This is a genomic window from Bradyrhizobium sp. SEMIA (assembly GCF_014844175.1).
In the GTDB taxonomy this organism is placed as follows: Bacteria; Pseudomonadota; Alphaproteobacteria; order Rhizobiales; family Xanthobacteraceae; genus Bradyrhizobium; species Bradyrhizobium arachidis.
On the sequence record NZ_CP046601.1, the window covers coordinates 8,577,148 to 8,597,236 of the forward strand.

Sequence of the window (20,089 nt, forward strand, 5' to 3'; positions counted from 1 at the left end):
TGCTCTACTCCTTCTCGTCTGAACTTCTTGGAAACTTGTCCTGGATGCTCGTCAGCCAGCGCGCGACGATGTCGATCTCCGCAGCTGTAAATCCTTCCATCAGCGCCGCGTTGATCTCGGCAGCTTCAGTCTTCGCCTGGGCCAGCACGGTGCGTCCCTTCGGCGTCAGCCAGACACGAAAGGCGCGGCCGTCCTCGCGATCGGCCCGCCGCTCGACCAGCCGCGCCGCGGCAGAGCGATCGACCAGCCCCGAGATACCAGCCGGCCCCATATCGAGCGCCGCGCCTGCCCCGCCCATCAGCACGCCGTCCTGCTTGCCGAGGATGAACAGCAGCCCCGCCTGCGCCGGCGTCACCTCGTTCGAGGGCTGTGCCGCCATCCAGCGCTGCAGCCGGCGCTGCGCGACGTTCAGCAGATAGATCAGACGGTGATGCTTCGCCTCGGGCGATTTATTTCGCATGCGAAGCATATAATCGCAACTCCAGCCGATTGTCAAAACCTGCCGTCGCTAGTCGCCCGACGTCCCGCGGCACCCGTCGAGCAGAATGGCGGCGCATACCTTCGCCCGCGTCTCGATCTCCTTGCGCGAGGGCAGCGTCAGGCTGGCATAGATTGCCGCGCGCTGCGGCGCAGACACCATCATGCCAATCATCATCCCGGCGGCTTCATCGACGTTATCGAGTGCGATGCGCTTCTTCTTGACCTGGTCGCGAAGCCAGCCCGCGAGCGCCGCCGCAGTGCGGGCGATGCCGTCCCTGTAGAAATTCGCGGCAAGGTCGGGAAACGTGGCCGATTGCTGCAGCACCATACGCTGGAGCGCCACGACCTCCGGATCGAGCGCGAGATCGGCACAGGCGACCAGCACGGCCGCCAGGCTCGTTTCGATGTCGGCCTGATTGTTGGCCTGAAGATTGACGTCGGAGAGCAATCGCTCGAGCCGGTCCGCGCACATCGCTTCGAACAGAGCCGCCTTGCCCGGAAACAGCCGATAGAGAGTCTTGGTGGAGATGCCGGCGCCGCGTGCCAGCTCCTCGGTGCTGGTTGCTGCGTAGCCGTCGACAGCGAAGGCGTGCCGTGCGGCCTCGATGACGATTCGCTTCGTCTCGTCGTCGCTGCGCACCGGGGGCCGCCCGCGCGGGCGACATTCTGATGACGGTTTTGCCTGAGCCATGTTTTTAGATGATGACTGTCATTCCATTGACAGTCCCAAAGCTAGTCCTATTTTGGAAATCGTCAAGTTTCCTAATTCAAGGGAGCCGGCCATGACCGTGCACACCACCCCGTCCAAGACTGAAGCCACCGTGGTCCCGCCCCCTGGGCTGGAGGGCGTCCTGCCCGCCCCGTCGCAACCCGCGCGCCGCCAAAAGCTGAACCTTCGCAAGCTGTTGCTAGCAGGCGTGGCGGCCGCCGCCCTCGCCGGCGCAACCTGGTACGGCTACGATTACTGGACCGTCGGCCGCTTCCTCGTCTCCACCGATGACGCCTATGTGAAGGCCGACAACACCACCATCGCGCCGAAGGTCAGCGGCTATCTCGACGGCGTCCTGGTCGGCGATAACGAGCATGTGAAGGCCGGCCAGGTGCTGGCCCGGATCGACGACCGCGATTTCCGCGTCGCGCTCGATCAGGCCAAGGCCGATGTCGCTGCCGCCAACGCGACGGTGACCAGCAAGCAGGCCCAGCTCGACGTTCAGGAGGCCGTGATCGCCGCGGCGAAGGCGACCATCGATGTCGACACGGCGGCAAAGACCTTCGCGCAGCAGGAGAACAAGCGCTACAGCGACCTCGCCAAGACCGGCTATGGCAGCGTCCAGAACGCGCAGCAGGCGCAGGCACGCGATGCCGGCGCGGACGCCGCGATCGCACGCGATAATGCCAACCTCATCTCCGCACAGAAGCAGGTCGATTTGCTCAAGGCCGAGATCGTGCAGGCAAAAGCCGCAGCCGCCCGCGCCGCCGCCATTCAGCGTCAGGCCGAGCTCAATCTCGGCTACACCACGATCGTCTCGCCGATCGACGGCGTCGTCGGCAACCGCACGCTGCGCGTAGGCCAGTACGTGCAGGCCGGCACGCAACTGATGTCGATCGTGCCGACCGAGGGCGCCTATGTGGTCGCCAATTTCAAGGAGACCCAGCTCACCCACGTGCGCGCGGGCCAGACCGTCGAGATCGAGGTCGACACCTTCCCGGGCCAGGTCGTGCACGGTCACGTCGATTCCATCGCGCCGGCCAGCGGCCAGGAGTTTGCGCTGCTGCCGCCCGACAACGCCACCGGCAATTTCACCAAGATCGTGCAGCGCATCCCCGTGAAGATCGCGCTGGACGCCGAGACCGCGCCCGCGATCGCGCTGCGGCCTGGCATGTCCGTGATCCCGACGATCGCAACCCGTTCAGCGCCGACCGCGCAAGCGGCAACGACGCCCCAAGCAAAACCTAAAGCAAAGCTCGTTTCCGGAGGGTCGTGCCATGTCAAGCAGCCTCACAATCTCGACGCCAGCACCCGCACCTCGGACCGCGACGCTTAATCGCGTTGCCGCCGATCCGAATCGCGCCAGCGCCACGGTCTGGATCGCCGTCTTCGCGGCGATGATCGGCGCCTTCATGGCGATCCTGAACATCCAGATCACCAACGCCTCGCTGCTCAACATCGAGGGCGGCATCGGCACCGGTGTCGACAACGGATCCTGGATCTCCACGTCCTACCTGATCGGCGAGATCATCGTGATTCCGCTGACCGACTACCTGTCGCGGGTGTTCTCGTTCCGCAACATCATCCTGAGCTTCGCAACGCTGTTCGCAGCCTTCTCGGTCGCCTGTGCCTTCACGCACGATCTGCCGTCGATGATCACGATGCGCGGCTTGCAGGGCTTCTTCGGCGGCGTGCTGATCCCGATGGCGTTCACGCTGGTCTTCACCAAGCTGCCGAAGGGCCAGCAGCCGATCGGTCTCGCCATGTTCTCGCTCGCCGTGACGTTTGCCCCGGCCATCGGCCCGACCATCGGTGGCTATCTCACCGAGAATTACGGCTGGCAGACCATCTTCTTCGTCAACGTGCTGCCTACCGCGGTCATGGTGACCATCCTCTTCTTCACCCTGGAACGCGCTCCCATGAATCTCGGGCTTCTGCGCGAAGGCGACTGGTTCGGCATTGCGACCATGGCAGTTGGTCTCGCCTCGCTCCAGGCCGTTCTGGAGGAAGGCAACAAGGACGACTGGTTCGGCTCGCCCTTCATCGTGCGGCTTGCGGTCATCTCCGCGGTCAGCCTGTCGCTGTTCATCTACAACGAGCTCGTGGTCGAGAAGCCGCTGCTGCGCCTGCGCCTCCTGACGCAATGGAATTTCGGCGTCGGCACCATCGCCGCGGTGTTCCTCGGCTTCGCGCTGTTCGGCTCGGTCTATCTGCTGCCGGCCTATCTCGGCCAGGTGCAGGGCTACAATGCCGAGCAGATCGGCAACGTGCTGGCCTGGACCGGCCTGCCGCAGCTCCTGCTGATTCCGCTGGTGCCGAAGCTGATGCAGCGGTTCGATGCCCGCTATATCGCGACGATCGGCTTGCTGCTGTTCGCGGCGAGCTCGTTCATGAACATCATGATGTCGCTCGACTACTCAGGCGACCAGTTCTTCATCCCCAACGTCGTGCGCGCCGTGGGTCAGGCTCTCACCCTGGCGCCACTGTCGGCGCTCAGCCTCGGCAGCGTCGCGCCGCAGGATGCGCCGGCCGCCTCCGGCATCTCCAACATGATGCGTAACCTCGGCGGCGCCATCGGCACCGCGGTGCTCGCGACCATCGTCACCAAGCGTGAGCAGTTCCACTCCAACATCATCGGCCATTCGGTCACGCTTGGCCGCGAGGAAGTCCGTGATCGCATCGCACAGATGACCAATTACTTCATCGCGCACGGTGTGCCCGACCCCAACGCCGCGCGCGAGCAGGCCATCATCGCGCTCGGCAAGACGGTCAGGCGCCAGGCGCTGGTGATGGGCTATTCCGACACCTTTGCCGTGATCGGCGTGGTGCTGGTGCTCGCCGCGATCGCGGTGATGCTGACACGGCGCGTGAAGGCGGCCGGCGGGGGTGGCGCGCACTAGGCGCGCTTCTTCTCCCTCTCCCCGTTCTTACGGGGAGAGGGTCGGGGTGAGGGGCTCTCTCTACACGTGGTGTCCAGGCTCTCGCTGGTCTCCGTCAAAAACTCCCGCAACAGATCATCCATGAAAACAGGCCTTCATACAGGGAGGGCGCGCACGAGGCGTGATGCGCCATTTCGGAATGAGGCCAGCTTCACCGCAAAGCGTTTAATAATGGTTGAGTATGTGCAAAAGAACGGAACCAACAAAGAGATAAGGCGCTCCGGACAAGCCGAAGCGCCTCGTAAAGATTGGATTAACGATTCGGGCCGCGGCGGGCGCGTTTACGAAGCGGTAACGATGATGGCTTCGCCTTCCGGCGCGAGCTTCACGGTGAGCCCACAGGCCTCTGCGAGCAGGCGTGTATAATAAGGCTGGATCGCGTGCGCATCCGCGGCAGGTCCCCGTTCGCCGCTGAGCAGCTCGGAGATGTTCTGCGGCAGGCGCGCATTATGTCCGGTCGCGGTGATGCGGAAGCTCATCGTTTCGCCCTCGCCGATCGGATCGACCGTCAGCATGCCGCCGCGCGGGATCGTGTGCTGGGCGACGACCAGCATGTTGAGCAGCAGCTTGACGCGATTCTTCGGCAGCAAAAGCCGCGGCAGATTCCACGTGATCGCGCACTTGCCGTCCTCGATATGGCCGCGCGCCATGGTCTGGGCGTCGCCGAGGTCGATCTGCGCGCCGGACGAGCCGGCCGCGCCGAAGGCGAGGCGGCAGAACTGGAGCCGGGCGGAGGCAGTCTTGGCGCTTTTGCGAATCAGGTCGAGCGCGAATTCGCGGTCTTCCGGCCTGGGATCGTCGTCGAGCACTTCGAGCCCGTTGACGATGGCGCCGACGGGGCTGATGAGATCGTGGCAGACCCGCGAGCACAGGAGAGCTGCGAGTTCGAGCATATCGGGAGCAGTAGCGGTCGCGGGCGACGAGGCGTCAGACATATAAAGGGGTCCTGGCGGGTTCCTGGAATTGCACGGCGCTGGACGCCGCGAATCACGCATGCTTGACGGATGCTGCGGGTTCTAACATTCGCCAGCCTGTGGCAGCTAGCTTGCGATAGGTTCGAAGCGGCCATAAAGGGCTGCGGGCGAATCAGGTGAAGAGGGGTGAGATTTGCCGATGAATGAGGCATGCAGGTGAGCATCATCGACGCCGAGGCCGCAGCCCGATTGATGGAGCCGCTCACCGCGCTGGTGGTGAAGGCGGGCGAGGCGATCCTGGCCGTCAACCGTGGGGCAATGCGGGTCGACGGCAAGCAGGACGGCTCGCCGGTGACCGAAGCGGACCTTGCCGCCGACCACATCATCGCCGACGGACTGGCGCAGCTCGCGCGCGACGTTCCCACGCTCTCGGAGGAGCGGACCCAGCTCGCCTCGCCGCCGTTTCAGGGCAGTTTCTTCCTGATCGATCCGCTCGACGGCACCAAGGAGTTCGTCGCCGGCCGCGACGAATTCACGGTCAACCTCGCCCTGGTCACTCACGGCGTGCCCCTGCTCGGCATCGTCAGCGCGCCCGCGCTGGGGCTGCTCTGGCGCGGCATCGTCGGCCGTGGCGCCGAGCGCGTGAGGTTTGACGGCGCGACCATCAAGGCTGCCGAGCCGATCCGAACCCGTAAGCTGCCGAAGCCGGGCGAGCCGTGGGTTGCCGCGGTGAGCCGCTCGCATGGCGATCCCCAGAGCGAGACGTTCATCGCTAGCCGGCCCAACGCCGTGAGAAAGACCTGTGGCTCGGCGGTGAAGTTCGGCCGGATCGCGGAGGGCAGCGCCGACATCTATCCCCGCTTCGGGCCGACCTGCGAATGGGACGTCGGGGCCGGCTGCGCGGTCGTGACCGCCGCCGGTGGCAAGGTCACCGACGGCAAGGGCGGCGCGCTCCTTTTCGGCCAGCGCGGCGATACCGGCTTCATCATCCCGGACTTCATCGCCTGGGGCGACCCGCAGGCGGTAGGCTGCTACTGACTGAGCTTGTTACTGGCTAAGTTTGTCCTGGAGCGCCGGCCAGCGCTTGCCGACCTCATAGAGGAAGCGTTCCGGATCGGCGGCGAAGGCGTCGCGATTGGCTTCCAGGCTGAACAGATAGAGCCGCTGCGCCGCGATCACGAAGAAGCGGGGATTGCCGGGGACGGTGACGCCGCGGGCGATGTCGGCGGGGTCATAGCCGCCGAATTGCGGACCATAGATCTCGGGATGAGCCAGGAAGGAGGCCCGGTTGCCCTCGTTGCGGAAACGCCAGACCGCCCCCCACAGGTTCGCCTCGAACTCCGCCGTCCCCTGCTGGGCGGTGCCGTCGACGAAATAACCGACGGGGTCGAAACCCTCGATGGCGACGCCCGAGAAGCGGTTGACCACGATCCGCTCGGTGGTGGCCGCCTGGGCCGGCAACTCCAGGCAGGCGAGCCAAATGCCCGCCAGAAGCCAGATCGCGAGCCCGATCAAGGCAATTCCGGGGCGCAAAGGGCTATCTTCCTGCCGTTGTGCCGTCATAGTTGCTGCGGATAACATCCGAGTCGAGGGGACATCCGGCGCAACCTAGAGCCGTGCCTGTTGGCGTCAGGTTAAGGAAGCGATCGGATTCGATAGCAGGGGTTCTTTTATGACTTTCGCATCACGCCTTGCTGCACTCGCGCTTGCCGCGATGGTGGGCTGGATCGTGCCGGCTTCCGCCCAGCAGGCGCCGCCGCCCAACCTGCCGCCGCCGCAGCGGAGCCCGACGCCCAACACCTATGGGCCGGACGAGCTGGTGACCGCCGGCCATCGCTTCTTCGGCAACGTCTCGCGCGGGCTCGCCTCGATCATCGAGAAGGCGGTCAGCCAATGGGGCCTGCCCAACGGCTATATCCTGGGCGAGGAAGGCTCCGGCGCCTTCGTCGCGGGCCTGCGCTACGGCGAAGGCACGCTCTACACCAAGAACGCCGGCGACCTCCGCGTCTACTGGCAGGGTCCCTCGCTCGGCTTCGACTGGGGCGGCGACGGCGCGCGCACCATGACGCTGGTCTACAACCTGCCCGCCACCAACGCGATCTACCAGCGCTTCGCCGGCATCGACGGCTCGGCCTATATCATCGGCGGCTTCGGCATGACGGCGCTTACTTCCAACAACATCGTGCTGGTGCCGATCCGCTCCGGCCTCGGCCTGCGGCTGGGCGCCAATATCGGCTATTTGAAGTACACGCCGCGCGCGACCTGGAACCCGTTCTAAAGCGCGACCGCGCTTTAGATTCTTGTTTGAGCATGATCTTTCCGGAAAACCGCTACGCACTTTTCCGGATCATGCTCCCGGTCCCCCTCCCCAGACAAGTTCCGGATTCACGTTAACGACAGGGCGGGGCTGGCTTTTTGCCGGCCCGCCATGCATTGTCGTTGGTAAATTTTTCCTTAGCGCTCGGAGTTCTGGCCCATGGTCGAACCGATCATGTACCTGGCGATCGGTTTCCTGCTTTCGATGCTGTGCGGGCTGGCCATCGTGCCGCTGGTGCATAACCGCGCGGTGCGCCTGACCACGCGCCGGCTCGAGGCGGCCACCCCGCTGTCGATGGCCGAGATCCAGGCCGACAAGGACCAGCTCCGCGCCGAGTTCGCCATGTCGGCGCGCAGGCTCGAGATGAGCGTCGAGCAGCTCAAGAACAAGACCACGAGCCAGCTCGCCGAGCTCGGCAAGAAGAGCGACGCCATCAACCGCATGAAGATCGAGCTCGGCGAAAAGAACGCCACGATCTTCGCGCTCGAGGCGCGCGAGAAGGCGGTGAAGGAGCAGCTTCGGGCGACCGAAGAGGAATTCAACGCCAAGACCGAATCCCTGCGTTCCGCCGAGCAGGCGCTGACCGACAAGCAGGGCGAGCTCGCCAAAATCAATTCCGAGCTGTCCGACCGGTCATGATGGCGGAGAGCCGTCAGGTCGAGCTGGTCGCGGTGCGCGCCCAGATCGAAGAGCTCAAGAACCGCGTCGGCGATGCCGAGAAGGAATTCGCCGCCACGCAAGCGCGCCTCGCGCAGGAGCGCAACGAGTCCGAGACCGCCTCGCGCGAGCTCGGCGATGCCCGCGGCCGGGTCGAGAATCTGAGCCAGCGCGTCAACGAGCTCGACCGCCAGCTCCTCGTGCAGGTCAAGGAAGCCGAGATGCTATCGGGCCGCGTCGCCGACCTCGAAGGACGCCTCGCCACGCAAGGCAAGCTGCTGGCCGAGCGCGACTACGAGAACAACCAGCTCCGTCAGGCCAATGAGACCTCCGAGCGCACCGTCAAGGAGCTGCGCGTCGAGATCGCGGCCTTGAGCGGCGGCAAGTCGTCGGCCGCATTCGAATCGCTGCGCGCGGAAAAGACCACGCTGGAGGAGCAGCTCCGCACCGCGCGCGACGAGCGCGGCAAACTCCAGCGCGACATCAACGCGATCCAGCAGCAGGCGGAAAGCTCCTGGGCGACCGAGCGGATGGAGAACGCGCTCTTGCGCGAGCGCATCAACGACATCGCCGCCGAGGTGGCCAAGCTCGCGATGCAGCTCGAAGGCCCGAACTCGCCGATCGAGGCCCTGCTCGCGGCCGAAGCCGGCCAGCCGCCGAAGCCGGCGCCGCGCCCGGCCAACGACCAACGACGCCGCGACCAACGGCACGCCGAGCCTGCCCGAGGGCGGTGGAACACTCGCTGAACGCATCCGGGCGCTGCAGGCCCACGCCTCCCGCGCCCGCCAGCAGGGCGCGTAAGCGGGCCGAAACCGGGCCTTGCGGCCGGATTACGCGATCGGCCAAGGTTTTCGCCCCGCAAGGCACCTCGAAACTTGACACCTTCGGCCCGCACTTCTAAATCGCGGGCTCCAATGCACCGGCCGGCCGAAAGTCCGGCCGCCTGCATGATGGTCCCGGGCGCATAGCTCAGCGGGAGAGCGTTCCCTTCACACGGGAGAGGTCCAAGGTTCGATCCCTTGTGCGCCCACCATCCATCCTCCTGAACCCCTATCTGTTGCGGACGACCATCGGCGCATGGTGGTCTTTTGGGCCGCCTCGTCAAAAATCTCGAAAACAACCCCATGCACAGTAGCCGGCGTCAGCCGGATCAATTAGCTACGTATTTTCCGAATTCTGATTGACCCGTCGGGCAAAACAGGGGCATGATGGCATGATCCGAAGACGTCCGTCGGACGATCGCAGGCAAGGTCTAGCGCCATGCCATGGGCTGACGATCGGATTGCTCCGCGAGCGCGCGCTTCACATGCGAGAGGTTCTCTAGGGGTTCAAGCGTAATTCGCCCGTCGTCTTGGCAAATCGCAAGGCAACGGCAGCACCGACGAGATACGGCAGGAAATAAATCAGGATCAGTTCGCCCGTGCTTCTTTCGATTGATCCCACGATCGTCAGATATTGAGTAGCCGATTGCTTTGCGTTCGCAACGCGACTGGTCAGGTCGGCAGCGTCGGAGGCCCATCTTGCCTGCACGTCGGGAGTCACGTTTATTTTTTGGATTTGGTGCGCAGCCTTGGTCGCACGCTCGACCGCCGGCAGATTCTTGTCTTGCAATATCTGATCGAGCTCCGACCAGCTCTTTTCCAAATTCGAGTACCAGCTGCATTCGGACGCAATCTCGGCACGTCCTTTGTCGTCGACGTTCCAGGGCGTCTCGCAGATCAGTTTCCTCATGAAGTGCACGTTCTGCACCGGCACGACTGCTTCCGAGGTGAACCAGTTCGCGCCCGTCAGCGCGGCACTTTGAGCGAGCATACGACGCTGGTCCGAAGCTGCGCTAACGATGGAGAGAGCAGCAAGCGCAAGCCACGCGTAATCGACCTTTTTCAAAAACCGCGCGCCCGGCCTGGCGACATAGACATAGACGTGAAACACGACGAAAAGGACGACGAAGAACAGTATCGGATAGAGCAACGCGTTCCTGAGCGGGACGACCAGCTCCTCAATGCTCGACGTGACAGTCATGACTTCTCTCCAGATTAATTTCGGGCAATGCACCGTCGGAGAAGAAGACGAATCTCACTTGAGATTGACTATTACGCAAGCATAGGCTGAAGGTTGAAAAGCGTGTCATGCGGGCGCTGGGAATCCTTCTGCGGAAAGGCTCTGGATTGCTTCGCTACGCTCGCAATGACGGAGCGAGGGGAGAGACCGCGCCGATTGGCACGCACGCCCCCAAGCCTCAACCCACCCGCTCCGGCCTCCAGGCCGTGTACAGCCCGACGAGCGTACCGATGGCGACCAGGCCTGCCGCCAGCAGCACCTGCAATTGCCCGTCGTCTGTCGCGCCGACGGACGACACTAACCTCGTCACGATGACGAACAGAATGCCCACGGCGGCCGCTGCGCCCGCGCAGAGATAGGCGAGCTCTCGCGTCAGGTTGCGGCCGAGCAGGCCGAGTGCGGTGAAATACATTGCAGAAGCGTTGGGATGAACGAACAAGGCGACGCGCGCGTAGGGACCGTAGGCGTCGAACAGGGACTCGCATCGGCTCAGGGCCGCTTTCGAGGCGACCCGCTGCAGAAACGGTCTGAAAAAGCGCGCCTGTCCGTAACTCAAGACTGCGCCCACGATGATGGCCAGCCACGCCATGATGAAAACGGAGACATCGGCAGGCTTGGGATTGAGCGCCGCGGACATCAGGATCAGGGCGGTGCCGGGAAAATAGCCGAAATACGGGAAGACCGACTCCAGCAGCACGCAGCCGAACATGAAGACCGGAAACCACCATGAACCGGTCGCGCCCTGGACGACGGCGTTCAAGTCGAAGAGCTCAGTCTTGTACAGGACAAGGTACATGCACATGGCCAATCCAGCCAGCGCATAGAACGGCAACGCTCCCGACAGAAACCGTCTCATCCAACCATCGGGCTTTGTTGCGCGGACATAGTGGAAACCATCGATATCAGGACAAGACAGCGGAAACGCATGCCCCATGCTTTAGGCGAATGCGGTCGCCCCTGTCGATAGCGCGCTTTGCCGCGCAATCCTCAAAGCAACCGGTGGAACGCAGCATCGGAGAGACGCAAGACGCGGACGAGCCGGCCGCGCGGTTCTACTTGCCGCGGTATCGCAGCGCCTCCACCAGCAATGAGAACGCCGGAGAAGGCTGGCGCCGGCTGGCATAGTAGAGATGGTATCCCGAGAACGGCGGACACCAATCCGAGAGCACGCGGGCGAGACGACCCTGGGACAAATAAGGCTGCACGTGTCCCTCGGTGAGATAGGCGAGGCCCAATCCCTTCAGCGCCCCCTCCAACAAAAGCCCTGCGCTGTTGAACACCAGCTGGCCCTCGACCCGCACGTTGAGCTCCCGCCCGTTCTTTTCAAACTCCCACGCATAGAGGCTGCCGCCATGCGTCGGCAGGCACAGATTGAGGCAATTGTGCTGGGTCAGATCCTGCGGCGTCTTCGGCCGCTTGCGCTCGGCGAAGTAGGAAGGCGATCCGACCACCGCCATCCTGAGATCGGGGCTGACACGCACGGCGATCATGTCCTTGGCGACGAGCTCGCCCGGACGGATGCCGGCATCGACCTGCTGTGCGACGATATTAGTGAGGCCGTAATCGACGATGATCTCGACATGGATGTCGGGGTATTTCGGCAGGAGCCTTCCCAGCGCCGGCAGCAGGATTTCGCTGGCGGCATATTCCGTCGCCGTCAGCCGGATAGTTCCTGCAGGCTTTTCGCGAAACTCGCTGAGTGCAGCAAGGTCGCTGTCCATCTCGGTGAACTTGGGGCCGATGCTCTGGAACAGCCGCTCGCCGGCCTGGGTCGGCGTGACGCTTCGCGTCGTGCGATTGAGCAGCCGGACACCCAGCCGCTCTTCCAGATTGCGGATAATCTGGCTCAGCGCAGACTGCGTCATGCCGAGCTTCGCAGCGGCGCGCGTGAAGTTGCGCTCCCGCGCCACGGCGAGGAACGCAACAAGGTCGCTCGCGTCGTCCCGATGCATTGATTAGCACTCCTAATAAGCGCATTCGAAATCTATCATCTAATCGGGGATCGGCGAAGGCCCTAGGTTCGGAGCAGCCATCAGGAGCTCCGAAACCAGCATGCCGGTCACGACCATGCAGCCCGCTGCACCGCTTCGCGTCACCGCGACGTTGCTGCCGATCATGGCGGTGGTCTTCCTCGCCTTCCTCGTCATCGGCGTGGCGATGCCGGTGCTGCCGCTCCACGTCCACGACGGATTGGGGTTCGGCACGTTCGTGGTCGGCCTCGTCGCCGGCAGCCAGTTCGCGGCATCCCTGGTCTCGCGGCCGTGGGCCGGTCACTTCTCGGATCGACGCGGGGCGAAGCGCGGCGTCGTCGCCGGCCTCGTCGCGGCCGCGGCGTCCGGGCTGTTGTACCTGCTCTCGCTTGGCTTCACCGAGGCTCCGCTGGCCTCGGTGACCATTCTGCTGCTCGGCCGCGGCCTGCTCGGCGGCGCCGAGAGCTTCATCATCACCGCCGCAGTCAGCTGGGGGCTGGCACTCGTCGACAGCGGCAACACCGGCAAGGTCATCGCCTGGGTCGGCTCGGCGATGTTCGCGGCCTTTGCCATCGGTGCGCCCGCAGGCGCCGCGCTCTACGCCGCCTACGGCTTTGCGGCGATCGCGATCGCGACGGCAGCGGCGCCGCTGCTGGCGCTGCTGTTCGTTGCCCAGCTTCCAACGGTGGCGCCGGTGCAGCAGGTGCGCGTGTCGTTCGCAAAAGTGCTCGGCGCCGTATGGGTGCCGGGCTTGGGATCCGCGCTCGGCAGCGTCGGCTTCGGCGCGGTGACGACGTTCGTCGCCTTGCTGTTTGCCAGCCGCGGATGGGCCAATGGCTGGCTTGCCTACACGGCCTATGCCGTCGCCTTCATCCTCGCGCGCGTCTTCTTCAGTCATCTGGCCGATGCGGTCGGCGGCGCCAGGGTTGCGCTTGTCTGTGCCTTGATCGAAGCCGCCGGGCAGGCCCTGATCTGGCTGGCGACCCGACCCGAGATGGCGCTGGCCGGCGCCGCACTGACCGGCTTCGGCTTCTCGCTGATCTATCCCGGCTTTGGCGTCGAGGCGGTGCGCCGCGTGCCGGCGCAGAATCGCGGCCTCGCCATGGGCGCCTACACCGCCTTTCTCGACCTCGCGCAAGGGATCGCCAGTCCCGCGCTTGGATTGATCGCAACGGGAGCGCGGCTGAACCTCCTGTTTCTCGCGAGCGCCCTCACCGTGCTCTGCGCCGCGCTGGTCGCCTGGTGGCTGCTCGCGCACCCGTTCACTGTCGAAGGACATCCGCAATGAGAGCACTCGCACCCACCTTGTTGTCGATCTGGCTGGTCGCCGGCGGCCCGGCCGCAGCGGACCCAACAGCCGTCAAAGGAGCAAGTCCCATGTCAACACCCGAAGACATCCGCGCAGTCGCGCCGGCGCTCGAAGGCTATGCGCAGAAATTCGTCATCGGCGATCTCTGGAAGCGACCAAGCCTTTCGCCGCGAGACCGCAGCATCGTCACGGTCGCGGCGCTGATCGCGCGCGACCAGACCGTGGAGCTGCCGCACTATCTGGCGCTTGCGCTCGACAGCGGCGTGAGGCCATCGGAGATATCGGAGATCATCACGCACCTCGCCTTCTACACCGGCTGGGCCAATGCGATGGATGCGATCCCGGCGGCAAAGGAGGTCTTCAAGAGCCGCAACATCGGAGCCGATCAGCTTCCGCCGGCCGCGGGGCCGCAACTGCCGCTCGACGAAGCCGCGGAGAAGCAGCGGGCGAGCCGCGTCGGCGAGCAGTTCGGGCCAATCACGCCGAGCCTCGTGCAGTATACGACCGACGTGCTGTTCCGCGATCTCTGGCTGAGGCCGGCGCTGGCGCCACGCGACCGCAGCCTCGTCACCGTGAGCGCGCTCATCGCGACCGGTCAGGTCGCGCAGATCACCTACCATCTGAACCGCGCGATGGATAACGGGTTGACCCGGGATGAAGCCGGCGAGGTGCTCGGTCATCTCGCCTTCTATGCCGGCTGGCCCAATGCGTTCTCTGCAGCGCCTGTTATCAAGGACGTCATCGAAAAGCGGCCGCGATGAGCGGAGACGTGAGGTGATCACACGACGGAACGTGCTCATTGTCGGGAGCGCCGCCGCCACGATCGGATTTCGCCGGACGCAGGCGCGGGCGTCGGAGGCACACAAGGAGGCTCATATGGACATCGACATCAAGCGCAACGGATCGCGCCCTTCGCAAAAGGGCCCACAGGACTGGTTCACCGGAACGGTGCGGATCGACCCGCTGTTCCAGGCGCCTGATCCGGCCCGCGTGGGCGCGGGCCAGGTCACCTTCGAGCCGGGTGCCCGCACCGCCTGGCACACACATCCGCTCGGGCAGACGCTCATCGTCACCGCGGGACTGGGCTGGGTGCAGCGCGAGGGCGGAGCCATCGAGGAGATCCGGCCCGGCGACGTCGTGTGGTTTCCGCCGGGACTAAAGCACTGGCACGGCGCGTCACCGACGACGGCGATGACCCATATCGCCATCCAGGAATCCCTGGGCGGCAAGAACGTGGACTGGATGGAGAAAGTGAAGGACGAACAGTATCGGAAGCTATGAGCGCGCGTTGTAGAGTGCGTGCAGAAACCTTTTCGAGGAGCAGCGCATGGCGACCATCTTCATCACCGGCAGCACCGACGGTCTCGGCCGGGCGGCGGCGCAATCGCTCGCCGGTCAGGGGCACCGCGTGGTGCTGCACGCGCGATCGGCGGGTCGCACCGGCGCGATCGGCGAGCTCGCATCGCGATCTGCCGGGATCGTGATCGGCGATCTCGCGCGAGGTGCAGATGTGAGGAGCATTGCAGATCAGGTCAACGCGATCGGACGGATGGATGCGATCATCCACAATGCCGGCGTCTACACGCGGCCGGGCCGTGGCGCGACGCCGGAGGGCCATGCCGAAACGCTCGCCATCAACACGCTTGCACCGTACATGCTGACGGCGCTGATCGAGCGGCCCGGCCGATTGGTGTATCTCAGCAGCGGATTGCACCGGGGTGGCGAGGGCTCGCTCGATGACCTCGACTGGAAAAAGCGGGCGTGGGATTCGGCCAAGGCCTATGCCGAGAGCAAGCTGCACGTCGTCGCACTGGCCTTCTCGCTGGCAAGACGCTGGCCCAAGGTCCTGAGCAACGCCGTCGATCCCGGCTGGGTCCGCACCAAGATGGGCGGCGCGGGCGCGCCGGTCGATCTCGACACCGGGCAACGGACCCAGGCCTGGCTGGCGGTGAGCGAGGACCCCGCTGCTCTGGTCAGCTCAGCGGACGCTACTGGCATCATCTCGCGCAGCAGCAGCCGGCCAGCGAGGCCGCCGATCCGGAGTTTCAGGACGAGCTCATCGAGAAGTTAGGCAGGCTGACGGGGGTTGAATTGCCGCAGGTCTAGAGCGGAATGGCTTCAGGTTGAAGCGCGCTTAGTTCACGCAGCACGTCATGCCCGGGCTTGTCCCGGGCATCCACGTTCTTTGTGCCACTCGGCGAGGCGTGGATGGCCGGGACAAGCCCGGCCATGACGTTGTGGAAACTTCAGTGCCCCAAGTTCTTGGGTCATACGCGATAACCCTGCCACGAAAATATGCCCACCACGCGCTACGCGATCGACAGGATCTCGATCTCCTGCGCGCCCGAACCCACGACGTCGCCGACCGCCTTTCCCATCAGCGATCTCGCGACCGGCGCGACGAACGAGATCGATCCGGCCTTGGGATCGGCTTCGTCCTCGCCGACGATGCGATAGGTCTGCACGCGGCCGTCAGTGCGGCTGAAGGTCACGGTGCTGCCGAAGGCGACCGTATCTGATGACTCGGGCTTCGCGACAATTTGCGCCGTGCGCAGCCTCTCGGTGAGATAGCGAACGTCGCGCAACGGCACCGCCGACTGCCGGCGCTTCTCGTTGACGTCGTCGATGGCCTGCGCAGTCTCATAGGCCTCGCGCGCTTCGCCGAGCTGCTGCTGCAACGCCTGCAAGCCGGCTTCCGTCACGAGATTGGGATGCGGCGAGATCGGGCGATCCGGGAGCAGCGTCTCGGACGCGGTCTCGGCGCTTTCTTCCTTGGTAAAGGCGACGCTCAATTCAAGAATCCTGTCGACTTGTCTGGCTGATTGCGGCGCGTTTGCCGCGGGCGATTTGCCTGACGAGAGTCCCGTTCCGATGGAACGGGTCTCTCGCTTCTTTGGTCCGGCGCGTTTTCTTCGCGCGAACCGGAATCTACTCCGCTTGAAAACGCTTTATATCTCAAGTGCGACGAAACGACGGAGCTTGAAGACGAGATCCGGCATGGCCTGGCGGAACCGCGTCGCGTTCTGGAAGCTGGTCGAGAACGGCGCGAAGGTGATCATGGCGTTCCAGTGGCGGTAGCCGTAGACCGTGACAGAGGCGCCGGTTGCCGGAAAGTCTTCCAGCTTGCGCAGCTCGCCGAGCACGAGCTCGGCGATCCCTTCCGCCGGCAGCAATTGCCTGCCGTCCGCGGTCCTCGTGATTTTCGGGGGCGGCGCGGCCGGCGCGGGTGCATCCTCTCGCTTAACCGGGCTTGCTTCGGGGACGATTGCGGCAACCGCATCAAATCCGTTCGACGGCGCGGTTGGCGGAACCTCCGCAAGTGGCGGTGGCGCGACGCTGTCCGTGCGCTTGTTGCCTCCCAGGATGCTGCTGATCATGGCCACAAGGCCAGCATCCTTGACGTCGTCGCTCATTACTCCCCCCGGGCTTCGGCCTACTCTAGCACCGCTCGGACAGGCCGCCACAAGGGATGTATCGCCCGATTCCGGCCGGCGGGACCAGTGCTACGGCGGCGCGACGCCAAGTCGCGCTGCGCCGCCGTACGATGGATCACCGCTTATCGAACGGAATATATTGCTGGTACTGCTTGGGCACCGAGCTGCGATAGCGCGCCGGAACCGTGCCGCTGTCGATCGAATGATCGATCTCCTGCTGCCGCGTCATCTTCTTCTTCGCCGGCTTCTTCGAGGCGCTCTTCTTGGAGTCGGATGGCTGGCTGGAGGTGTCGGTGGTTGTGGCCGGCGTTGTTGTTGCCGCCGCGGGCGCTGTCGTTGTCGCCGCGGGCGCTGTCGTAGCCGCCGGCGCAGCGGTGGTCGCGGGCGCTGCGGTTTCACCTGCGGCCGGCGCGTTCTGCGCCAGCGCGAGCGGTGTTTGCGCAAGAAGCGCCAGCGCTGCTGTCGCAGCCAGCAAATATGACCTTTGCATCAAAGCCTCCAAAATGTCCTGATCCGAACGAGACGAAGCAGCGGCTTCCCTGGATCGGCGCATGCAGGTCCGCCCAGGATAGGCGCGAAGCCGGCCGCCAAACTGTGGCCGAGATCACATTGCTGACCGCGGCTCACGCCGCATCATAGACCCATGTCGAACGCAGTGCCCACTGCGCAGACCAAGACGGGCACGACAAAGTGTCGGCCAAGGCCGGGAACACGCAGATGCAGCTTGCGGTTCCTCATCCACTCGTTCTCGAAGGAGTTTGAAATGCGTCGCACCATCCTCACCCTCGCATCGTTTGCAGCGCTGATCGCCGCGACTTTCCCGGCGGCCCAGGCTCACGCCGCAAACGACCGGTATTGCCTGCAAGGCCGCATGTGGGGCTATCCCGGCAACTGCCAGTTCGCGAGCTATCAGCAGTGCCAGGCCAGCGCATCCGGCACGTCGGCCTATTGCGGCATCAATCCGCGCTACGCGTACTCGCAGCAGCGCTATTACTGACGACATTGCGGCGGCGTGCGCTCGAGGCGCGCGCCGCCACAATCTTCACGTGAAGACTTTCTGCCTCGCCGACACTCCGGCGAACTCGCGCGCGCAAAGCCGCTTGCGCCCGTCGATGACGAGAATGTTATCCGTCATCGCTTCGGGATAAATTTGCAAAGCACGGCCGCAGCTTGCGCGCAGCGCCCTCCCCCGGAACAGCATCGATATCGCGAACTGTGTGAAGCGACCGCTTGTGGCGCAAGAATCCCTGATCTAGCGTCGACTGCATATTCTGTAGCGAACAACTTTAACTTTAGTCTTTTTCGGTGTGACTTTTCAGGGAGGAATTTGAAATGAGCAGCCGCCACGCAATTCTTCCGCGCGGATTGAACAATATCCGCTCGCCGCTGTCGCAAGGCCGCTTCGGCCGCATGTTCCGCAAGCCCAGCCTCACCCCGGCCCAATTCGGAGCCACCGAACCCGACAATATCGCCAACCTGTCGGCGCTCGCCGACAGGATGATCGGCAGCTTCGATGCGCCGAAAGACTCGCCGGACGCGGAAGAGAGCGGCATTCCCGCGCTCTACACCTATTTCAGCCAGTTCGTCGATCACGACATCACCTTCGATCCGGTCAGCTCGCTGACCAAGCAGCAGGATCCGGACGGACTGGTCGATTTCCGCACGCCCTCGTTCGATCTGGACAATCTCTACGGCCGCGGCCCGAACGACCAGCCCTACATGTATGACGGCATCAAGTTCCTGCTCGGCGAGAAGCTGACCGGTGCGGGCGTCGACGACGCCAACGACCTGCCGCGCTTCAAGGGCCGCGCGCTGATCGGCGATCCCCGCAACGACGAGAACAGCATCGTCTCGCAGTTCCAGGGCCTGATGCTGCGCTTTCACAACCGCATGGTCGACGACAACGACAGCCTGACGTTCGAGGAGGTGCAGCAGCGCGTCCGCTTCCACTATCAATATGTCGTGCTGAACGACTTCCTGCCGCGCATCGTCCACGCCGACGTTCTGAACGCGCTGAAGACCGCAGGCAGCTATGACCGCAGCAAGCTCGCCCACTATCACTGGCACAATTACCCGTTCATGCCGGTGGAGTTCTCCGTCGCCGCCTACCGGCTCGGGCATTCCATGATCCGCCCGGGCTACCGGCTCAACGACGCGGACAACATGCTGCTGCAGATCTTCCCCGACCCCAACAATCCCGACAAGAACGCGCTGACCGGCTTCCGCGCCATGGGCCCGGGACGCGCCATCGACTGGGGCCGCTTCATCGACATCGACACGCGCCCCTTTGGGGACGAGAACGACGAGAGCAATCCCGACAACAAGCGGCGGCTTCAGTTCGCCTATCGCATCGACACCTCGCTGGTCGATCCGCTGCGCAAGCTGCCGCCGGAAGTCGCCTCCAATCCGGCCTCGCTGGCGCTGCGCAATCTCGAGCGCGGCTGGCGGCTCGGCCTGCCCTCCGGCCAGGCCATCGCCAGGGCGATGCAGCTGAACCCGCTGAACGACGATCAGATCATCATCGGCAAGGCCGTCGACGAGCCCGAGGAGGGCGATCCGCAGACTCCAATCGCGACCATCGCAAACGGCGTGTTTGCCGGCAACTGCCCGCTCTGGACCTATATCCTGGCCGAGGCCCGGCACTTCAAGGCGGACGTCCCAATTCCCGTCACCGGCGGACCGGGCACCGTCAAGACGCCGCAGCTCGGCCCCGTGGGTGGCCGCATCGTCGCCGAGGTCTTCCTCGGCTTGATGTTCGGCGACAGTTCCTCCGTGCTGTCGCTCGACCCGCAATGGGCGCCGGTAACCGGACCCGGCTTCGCGCTGAAGGACCTCGTCAACTACGCGCTGGGAGAGGGCGATCCGCTGCACTGAGCTTGCTACGAACGATGAAAGGCCGCTCGCGTCACGCGGGCGGCCTTTCCTGTACTCGGATAGGTGAACCGCGCCCCGAGGCCGCGTCAGTACAACCAGAGCGCACTCCGGTTTAGAAGCCGCGTGGGTCGATCGAAGGATCAGCTCGAACGAGATAATCGATCTCGCCCCTCGCAACCCCGATGTCCCTGAGCTCCAGGTCGCTCAGGTCCTCCAACGTCGCGCGCAAGGTCTGGCGGATACACCAAGCACAATAAGCGTCAAAATACCTCTTGAGAAAGTTTGGGGATCGCCGCGTCGACACGGACGTCTGCGCCGATCCCGCCGCAGTATAAATCGTGCTCATCGCTCTCTCCCGGGAGATGACTACCCACCGGGCGACCTTGCCAAGGCAGATCGGAGCGCGCTTGACACCGGGCTCACAT

The 20,089-nt window shown here is 64.5% G+C and carries 21 protein-coding genes, 1 tRNA gene and 2 pseudogenes; 12 read left to right on the forward strand and 12 right to left on the reverse strand.

The features are described from left to right. Positions 1–4 precede the first annotated feature (4 nt). Both FOM02_RS41055 and FOM02_RS41060 read right to left on the reverse strand, forming a co-directional pair. Positions 5–460: a MarR family winged helix-turn-helix transcriptional regulator gene (locus FOM02_RS41055; RefSeq protein WP_027561500.1), complete on the reverse strand. Its 456-nt coding sequence runs from the start codon at positions 458–460 to the stop codon at positions 5–7. Between the two features lie 48 nt (positions 461–508). Further along, positions 509–1,120 carry a TetR/AcrR family transcriptional regulator gene (locus tag FOM02_RS41060; protein WP_322596935.1) on the reverse strand — a complete coding sequence of 204 codons (612 nt, stop codon included), beginning with the start codon at positions 1,118–1,120 and terminating at the stop codon, positions 509–511. Between the two features lie 142 nt (positions 1,121–1,262). On the opposite strand from FOM02_RS41060, the gene FOM02_RS41065 reads away from it, so the two are divergent. Together FOM02_RS41065 and FOM02_RS41070 are read left to right on the forward strand one after the other, a co-directional pair. Continuing rightward, positions 1,263–2,525 (forward strand): HlyD family secretion protein, encoded by a 1,263-nt coding sequence (locus tag FOM02_RS41065; protein WP_035730453.1) that lies wholly within the window; start codon positions 1,263–1,265, stop codon positions 2,523–2,525. Further along, complete coding sequence (locus tag FOM02_RS41070) at positions 2,467–4,089, forward strand: MDR family MFS transporter (protein WP_199820244.1); 1,623 nt, start codon at positions 2,467–2,469, stop codon at positions 4,087–4,089. The genes FOM02_RS41065 and FOM02_RS41070 overlap by 59 nt, the downstream gene beginning before the upstream one ends. 320 nt (positions 4,090–4,409) lie before the next feature. On the opposite strand, the gene chpT is transcribed toward FOM02_RS41070, so the two are convergent. Continuing rightward, positions 4,410–5,063 carry a histidine phosphotransferase ChpT gene (chpT, locus tag FOM02_RS41075; RefSeq protein WP_027563873.1) on the reverse strand — a complete coding sequence of 218 codons (654 nt, stop codon included), beginning with the start codon at positions 5,061–5,063 and terminating at the stop codon, positions 4,410–4,412. 189 nt (positions 5,064–5,252) lie between these two features. Between chpT and FOM02_RS41080 the strand changes: the two genes are divergently transcribed. After that, complete coding sequence (locus FOM02_RS41080; protein WP_265441027.1) at positions 5,253–6,080, forward strand: 3'(2'),5'-bisphosphate nucleotidase CysQ family protein; 828 nt, start codon at positions 5,253–5,255, stop codon at positions 6,078–6,080. Between the two features lie 9 nt (positions 6,081–6,089). Here the strand turns inward: FOM02_RS41080 and FOM02_RS41085 are convergent, their stop codons facing one another. Beyond that, positions 6,090–6,575 carry a YHS domain-containing (seleno)protein gene (locus tag FOM02_RS41085; RefSeq protein ID WP_027563871.1) on the reverse strand — a complete coding sequence of 162 codons (486 nt, stop codon included), beginning with the start codon at positions 6,573–6,575 and terminating at the stop codon, positions 6,090–6,092. Positions 6,576–6,714: 139 nt separating this feature from the next. On the opposite strand from FOM02_RS41085, the gene FOM02_RS41090 reads away from it, so the two are divergent. The 3 genes and pseudogenes from FOM02_RS41090 (at position 6,715) to FOM02_RS41100 (ending at position 9,049) form a co-directional block, all read left to right on the forward strand. Continuing rightward, entirely contained in the window at positions 6,715–7,320 is a 606-nt protein-coding gene (locus tag FOM02_RS41090) for a DUF1134 domain-containing protein (protein ID WP_027563870.1), read from the forward strand. A 198-nt stretch (positions 7,321–7,518) separates the two neighbouring features. Further along, positions 7,519–8,817 (forward strand): annotated as a pseudogene (locus tag FOM02_RS41095) (hypothetical protein). A gap of 157 nt (positions 8,818–8,974) precedes the next feature. Further along, a tRNA-Val gene (locus FOM02_RS41100) sits at positions 8,975–9,049 on the forward strand. 287 nt (positions 9,050–9,336) lie between these two features. Here FOM02_RS41100 and FOM02_RS41105 read toward each other — a convergent pair. The 3 genes from FOM02_RS41105 to FOM02_RS41115 form a co-directional block, all read right to left on the reverse strand. Continuing rightward, the gene (locus tag FOM02_RS41105) at positions 9,337–10,038 is read right to left on the reverse strand and encodes a hypothetical protein (protein ID WP_027563868.1); all 702 of its coding nucleotides are present in this window, start codon (positions 10,036–10,038) and stop codon (positions 9,337–9,339) included. 217 nt (positions 10,039–10,255) lie between these two features. Continuing rightward, positions 10,256–10,933: a hypothetical protein gene (locus tag FOM02_RS41110; protein WP_027563867.1), complete on the reverse strand. Its 678-nt coding sequence runs from the start codon at positions 10,931–10,933 to the stop codon at positions 10,256–10,258. Positions 10,934–11,129: 196 nt separating this feature from the next. Next, complete coding sequence (locus FOM02_RS41115; RefSeq protein ID WP_027563866.1) at positions 11,130–12,029, reverse strand: LysR family transcriptional regulator; 900 nt, start codon at positions 12,027–12,029, stop codon at positions 11,130–11,132. 100 nt (positions 12,030–12,129) lie between these two features. On the opposite strand from FOM02_RS41115, the gene FOM02_RS41120 reads away from it, so the two are divergent. The 4 genes and pseudogenes from FOM02_RS41120 to FOM02_RS41135 all read left to right on the forward strand — a co-directional run bounded on the left by FOM02_RS41120 (position 12,130) and on the right by FOM02_RS41135 (position 15,462). Then, on the forward strand, positions 12,130–13,335 hold the full coding sequence (locus tag FOM02_RS41120) for an arabinose transporter (RefSeq protein WP_027563865.1): 1,206 nt from the start codon (positions 12,130–12,132) through the stop codon (positions 13,333–13,335). Continuing rightward, complete coding sequence (locus FOM02_RS41125) at positions 13,332–14,117, forward strand: carboxymuconolactone decarboxylase family protein (RefSeq protein WP_027563864.1); 786 nt, start codon at positions 13,332–13,334, stop codon at positions 14,115–14,117. The genes FOM02_RS41120 and FOM02_RS41125 overlap by 4 nt, the downstream gene beginning before the upstream one ends. Before the next feature lie 121 nt (positions 14,118–14,238). Further along, positions 14,239–14,637 (forward strand): cupin domain-containing protein, encoded by a 399-nt coding sequence (locus FOM02_RS41130; protein ID WP_199820261.1) that lies wholly within the window; start codon positions 14,239–14,241, stop codon positions 14,635–14,637. Between the two features lie 46 nt (positions 14,638–14,683). Then, a pseudogene (locus FOM02_RS41135) lies at positions 14,684–15,462 on the forward strand (SDR family NAD(P)-dependent oxidoreductase). 203 nt (positions 15,463–15,665) lie between these two features. Here the strand turns inward: FOM02_RS41135 and greA are convergent. From greA to FOM02_RS41150, 3 genes are all read right to left on the reverse strand, one after another. Beyond that, entirely contained in the window at positions 15,666–16,148 is a 483-nt protein-coding gene (greA, locus tag FOM02_RS41140) for a transcription elongation factor GreA (RefSeq protein WP_027563862.1), read from the reverse strand. A gap of 156 nt (positions 16,149–16,304) precedes the next feature. Continuing rightward, positions 16,305–16,769, reverse strand: a complete 465-nt coding sequence (locus tag FOM02_RS41145) for a hypothetical protein (protein WP_027563861.1) — start codon at positions 16,767–16,769, stop codon at positions 16,305–16,307. 136 nt (positions 16,770–16,905) lie between these two features. Next, positions 16,906–17,280: a hypothetical protein gene (locus tag FOM02_RS41150; protein WP_027563860.1), complete on the reverse strand. Its 375-nt coding sequence runs from the start codon at positions 17,278–17,280 to the stop codon at positions 16,906–16,908. A gap of 273 nt (positions 17,281–17,553) precedes the next feature. Between FOM02_RS41150 and FOM02_RS41155 the strand changes: the two genes are divergently transcribed. Continuing rightward, complete coding sequence (locus tag FOM02_RS41155; RefSeq protein ID WP_027563859.1) at positions 17,554–17,787, forward strand: DUF3551 domain-containing protein; 234 nt, start codon at positions 17,554–17,556, stop codon at positions 17,785–17,787. A 45-nt stretch (positions 17,788–17,832) separates the two neighbouring features. Here the strand turns inward: FOM02_RS41155 and FOM02_RS41160 are convergent, their stop codons facing one another. Then, a complete protein-coding gene (locus tag FOM02_RS41160) occupies positions 17,833–17,991 on the reverse strand; it encodes a hypothetical protein (protein ID WP_156950915.1) in 159 nt (52 codons plus the stop codon). 131 nt (positions 17,992–18,122) lie between these two features. Between FOM02_RS41160 and FOM02_RS41165 the strand changes: the two genes are divergently transcribed. Continuing rightward, positions 18,123–19,664, forward strand: coding sequence for a peroxidase family protein (locus FOM02_RS41165; RefSeq protein ID WP_027563858.1), 1,542 nt, complete (start codon positions 18,123–18,125; stop codon positions 19,662–19,664). A gap of 112 nt (positions 19,665–19,776) precedes the next feature. On the opposite strand, the gene FOM02_RS41170 is transcribed toward FOM02_RS41165, so the two are convergent. Next, complete coding sequence (locus FOM02_RS41170) at positions 19,777–20,010, reverse strand: DUF1127 domain-containing protein (RefSeq protein ID WP_027563857.1); 234 nt, start codon at positions 20,008–20,010, stop codon at positions 19,777–19,779. Between the last annotated feature and the right edge of the window lie 79 nt (positions 20,011–20,089).

What these genes read in the sequence shown, in the direction of transcription:
- FOM02_RS41055 (WP_027561500.1), bottom strand. Translation starts at nt 460, where the DNA reads ATGCGAAATAAATCGCCCGAGGCGAAGCATCACCGTCTGATCTATCTG.
- FOM02_RS41065 (WP_035730453.1), top strand. Translation starts at nt 1,263, where the DNA reads ATGACCGTGCACACCACCCCGTCCAAGACTGAAGCCACCGTGGTCCCG.
- FOM02_RS41070 (WP_199820244.1), top strand. Translation starts at nt 2,467, where the DNA reads ATGTCAAGCAGCCTCACAATCTCGACGCCAGCACCCGCACCTCGGACC.
- chpT (WP_027563873.1), bottom strand. Translation starts at nt 5,063, where the DNA reads ATGTCTGACGCCTCGTCGCCCGCGACCGCTACTGCTCCCGATATGCTC.
- FOM02_RS41080 (WP_265441027.1), top strand. Translation starts at nt 5,253, where the DNA reads ATGCAGGTGAGCATCATCGACGCCGAGGCCGCAGCCCGATTGATGGAG.
- FOM02_RS41090 (WP_027563870.1), top strand. Translation starts at nt 6,715, where the DNA reads ATGACTTTCGCATCACGCCTTGCTGCACTCGCGCTTGCCGCGATGGTG.
- FOM02_RS41105 (WP_027563868.1), bottom strand. Translation starts at nt 10,038, where the DNA reads ATGACTGTCACGTCGAGCATTGAGGAGCTGGTCGTCCCGCTCAGGAAC.
- FOM02_RS41110 (WP_027563867.1), bottom strand. Translation starts at nt 10,933, where the DNA reads ATGAGACGGTTTCTGTCGGGAGCGTTGCCGTTCTATGCGCTGGCTGGA.
- FOM02_RS41115 (WP_027563866.1), bottom strand. Translation starts at nt 12,029, where the DNA reads ATGCATCGGGACGACGCGAGCGACCTTGTTGCGTTCCTCGCCGTGGCG.
- FOM02_RS41120 (WP_027563865.1), top strand. Translation starts at nt 12,130, where the DNA reads ATGCCGGTCACGACCATGCAGCCCGCTGCACCGCTTCGCGTCACCGCG.
- FOM02_RS41125 (WP_027563864.1), top strand. Translation starts at nt 13,332, where the DNA reads ATGAGAGCACTCGCACCCACCTTGTTGTCGATCTGGCTGGTCGCCGGC.
- FOM02_RS41145 (WP_027563861.1), bottom strand. Translation starts at nt 16,769, where the DNA reads ATGAGCGACGACGTCAAGGATGCTGGCCTTGTGGCCATGATCAGCAGC.
- FOM02_RS41150 (WP_027563860.1), bottom strand. Translation starts at nt 17,280, where the DNA reads ATGCAAAGGTCATATTTGCTGGCTGCGACAGCAGCGCTGGCGCTTCTT.
- FOM02_RS41155 (WP_027563859.1), top strand. Translation starts at nt 17,554, where the DNA reads ATGCGTCGCACCATCCTCACCCTCGCATCGTTTGCAGCGCTGATCGCC.
- FOM02_RS41160 (WP_156950915.1), bottom strand. Translation starts at nt 17,991, where the DNA reads ATGCTGTTCCGGGGGAGGGCGCTGCGCGCAAGCTGCGGCCGTGCTTTG.
- FOM02_RS41165 (WP_027563858.1), top strand. Translation starts at nt 18,123, where the DNA reads ATGAGCAGCCGCCACGCAATTCTTCCGCGCGGATTGAACAATATCCGC.
- FOM02_RS41170 (WP_027563857.1), bottom strand. Translation starts at nt 20,010, where the DNA reads ATGAGCACGATTTATACTGCGGCGGGATCGGCGCAGACGTCCGTGTCG.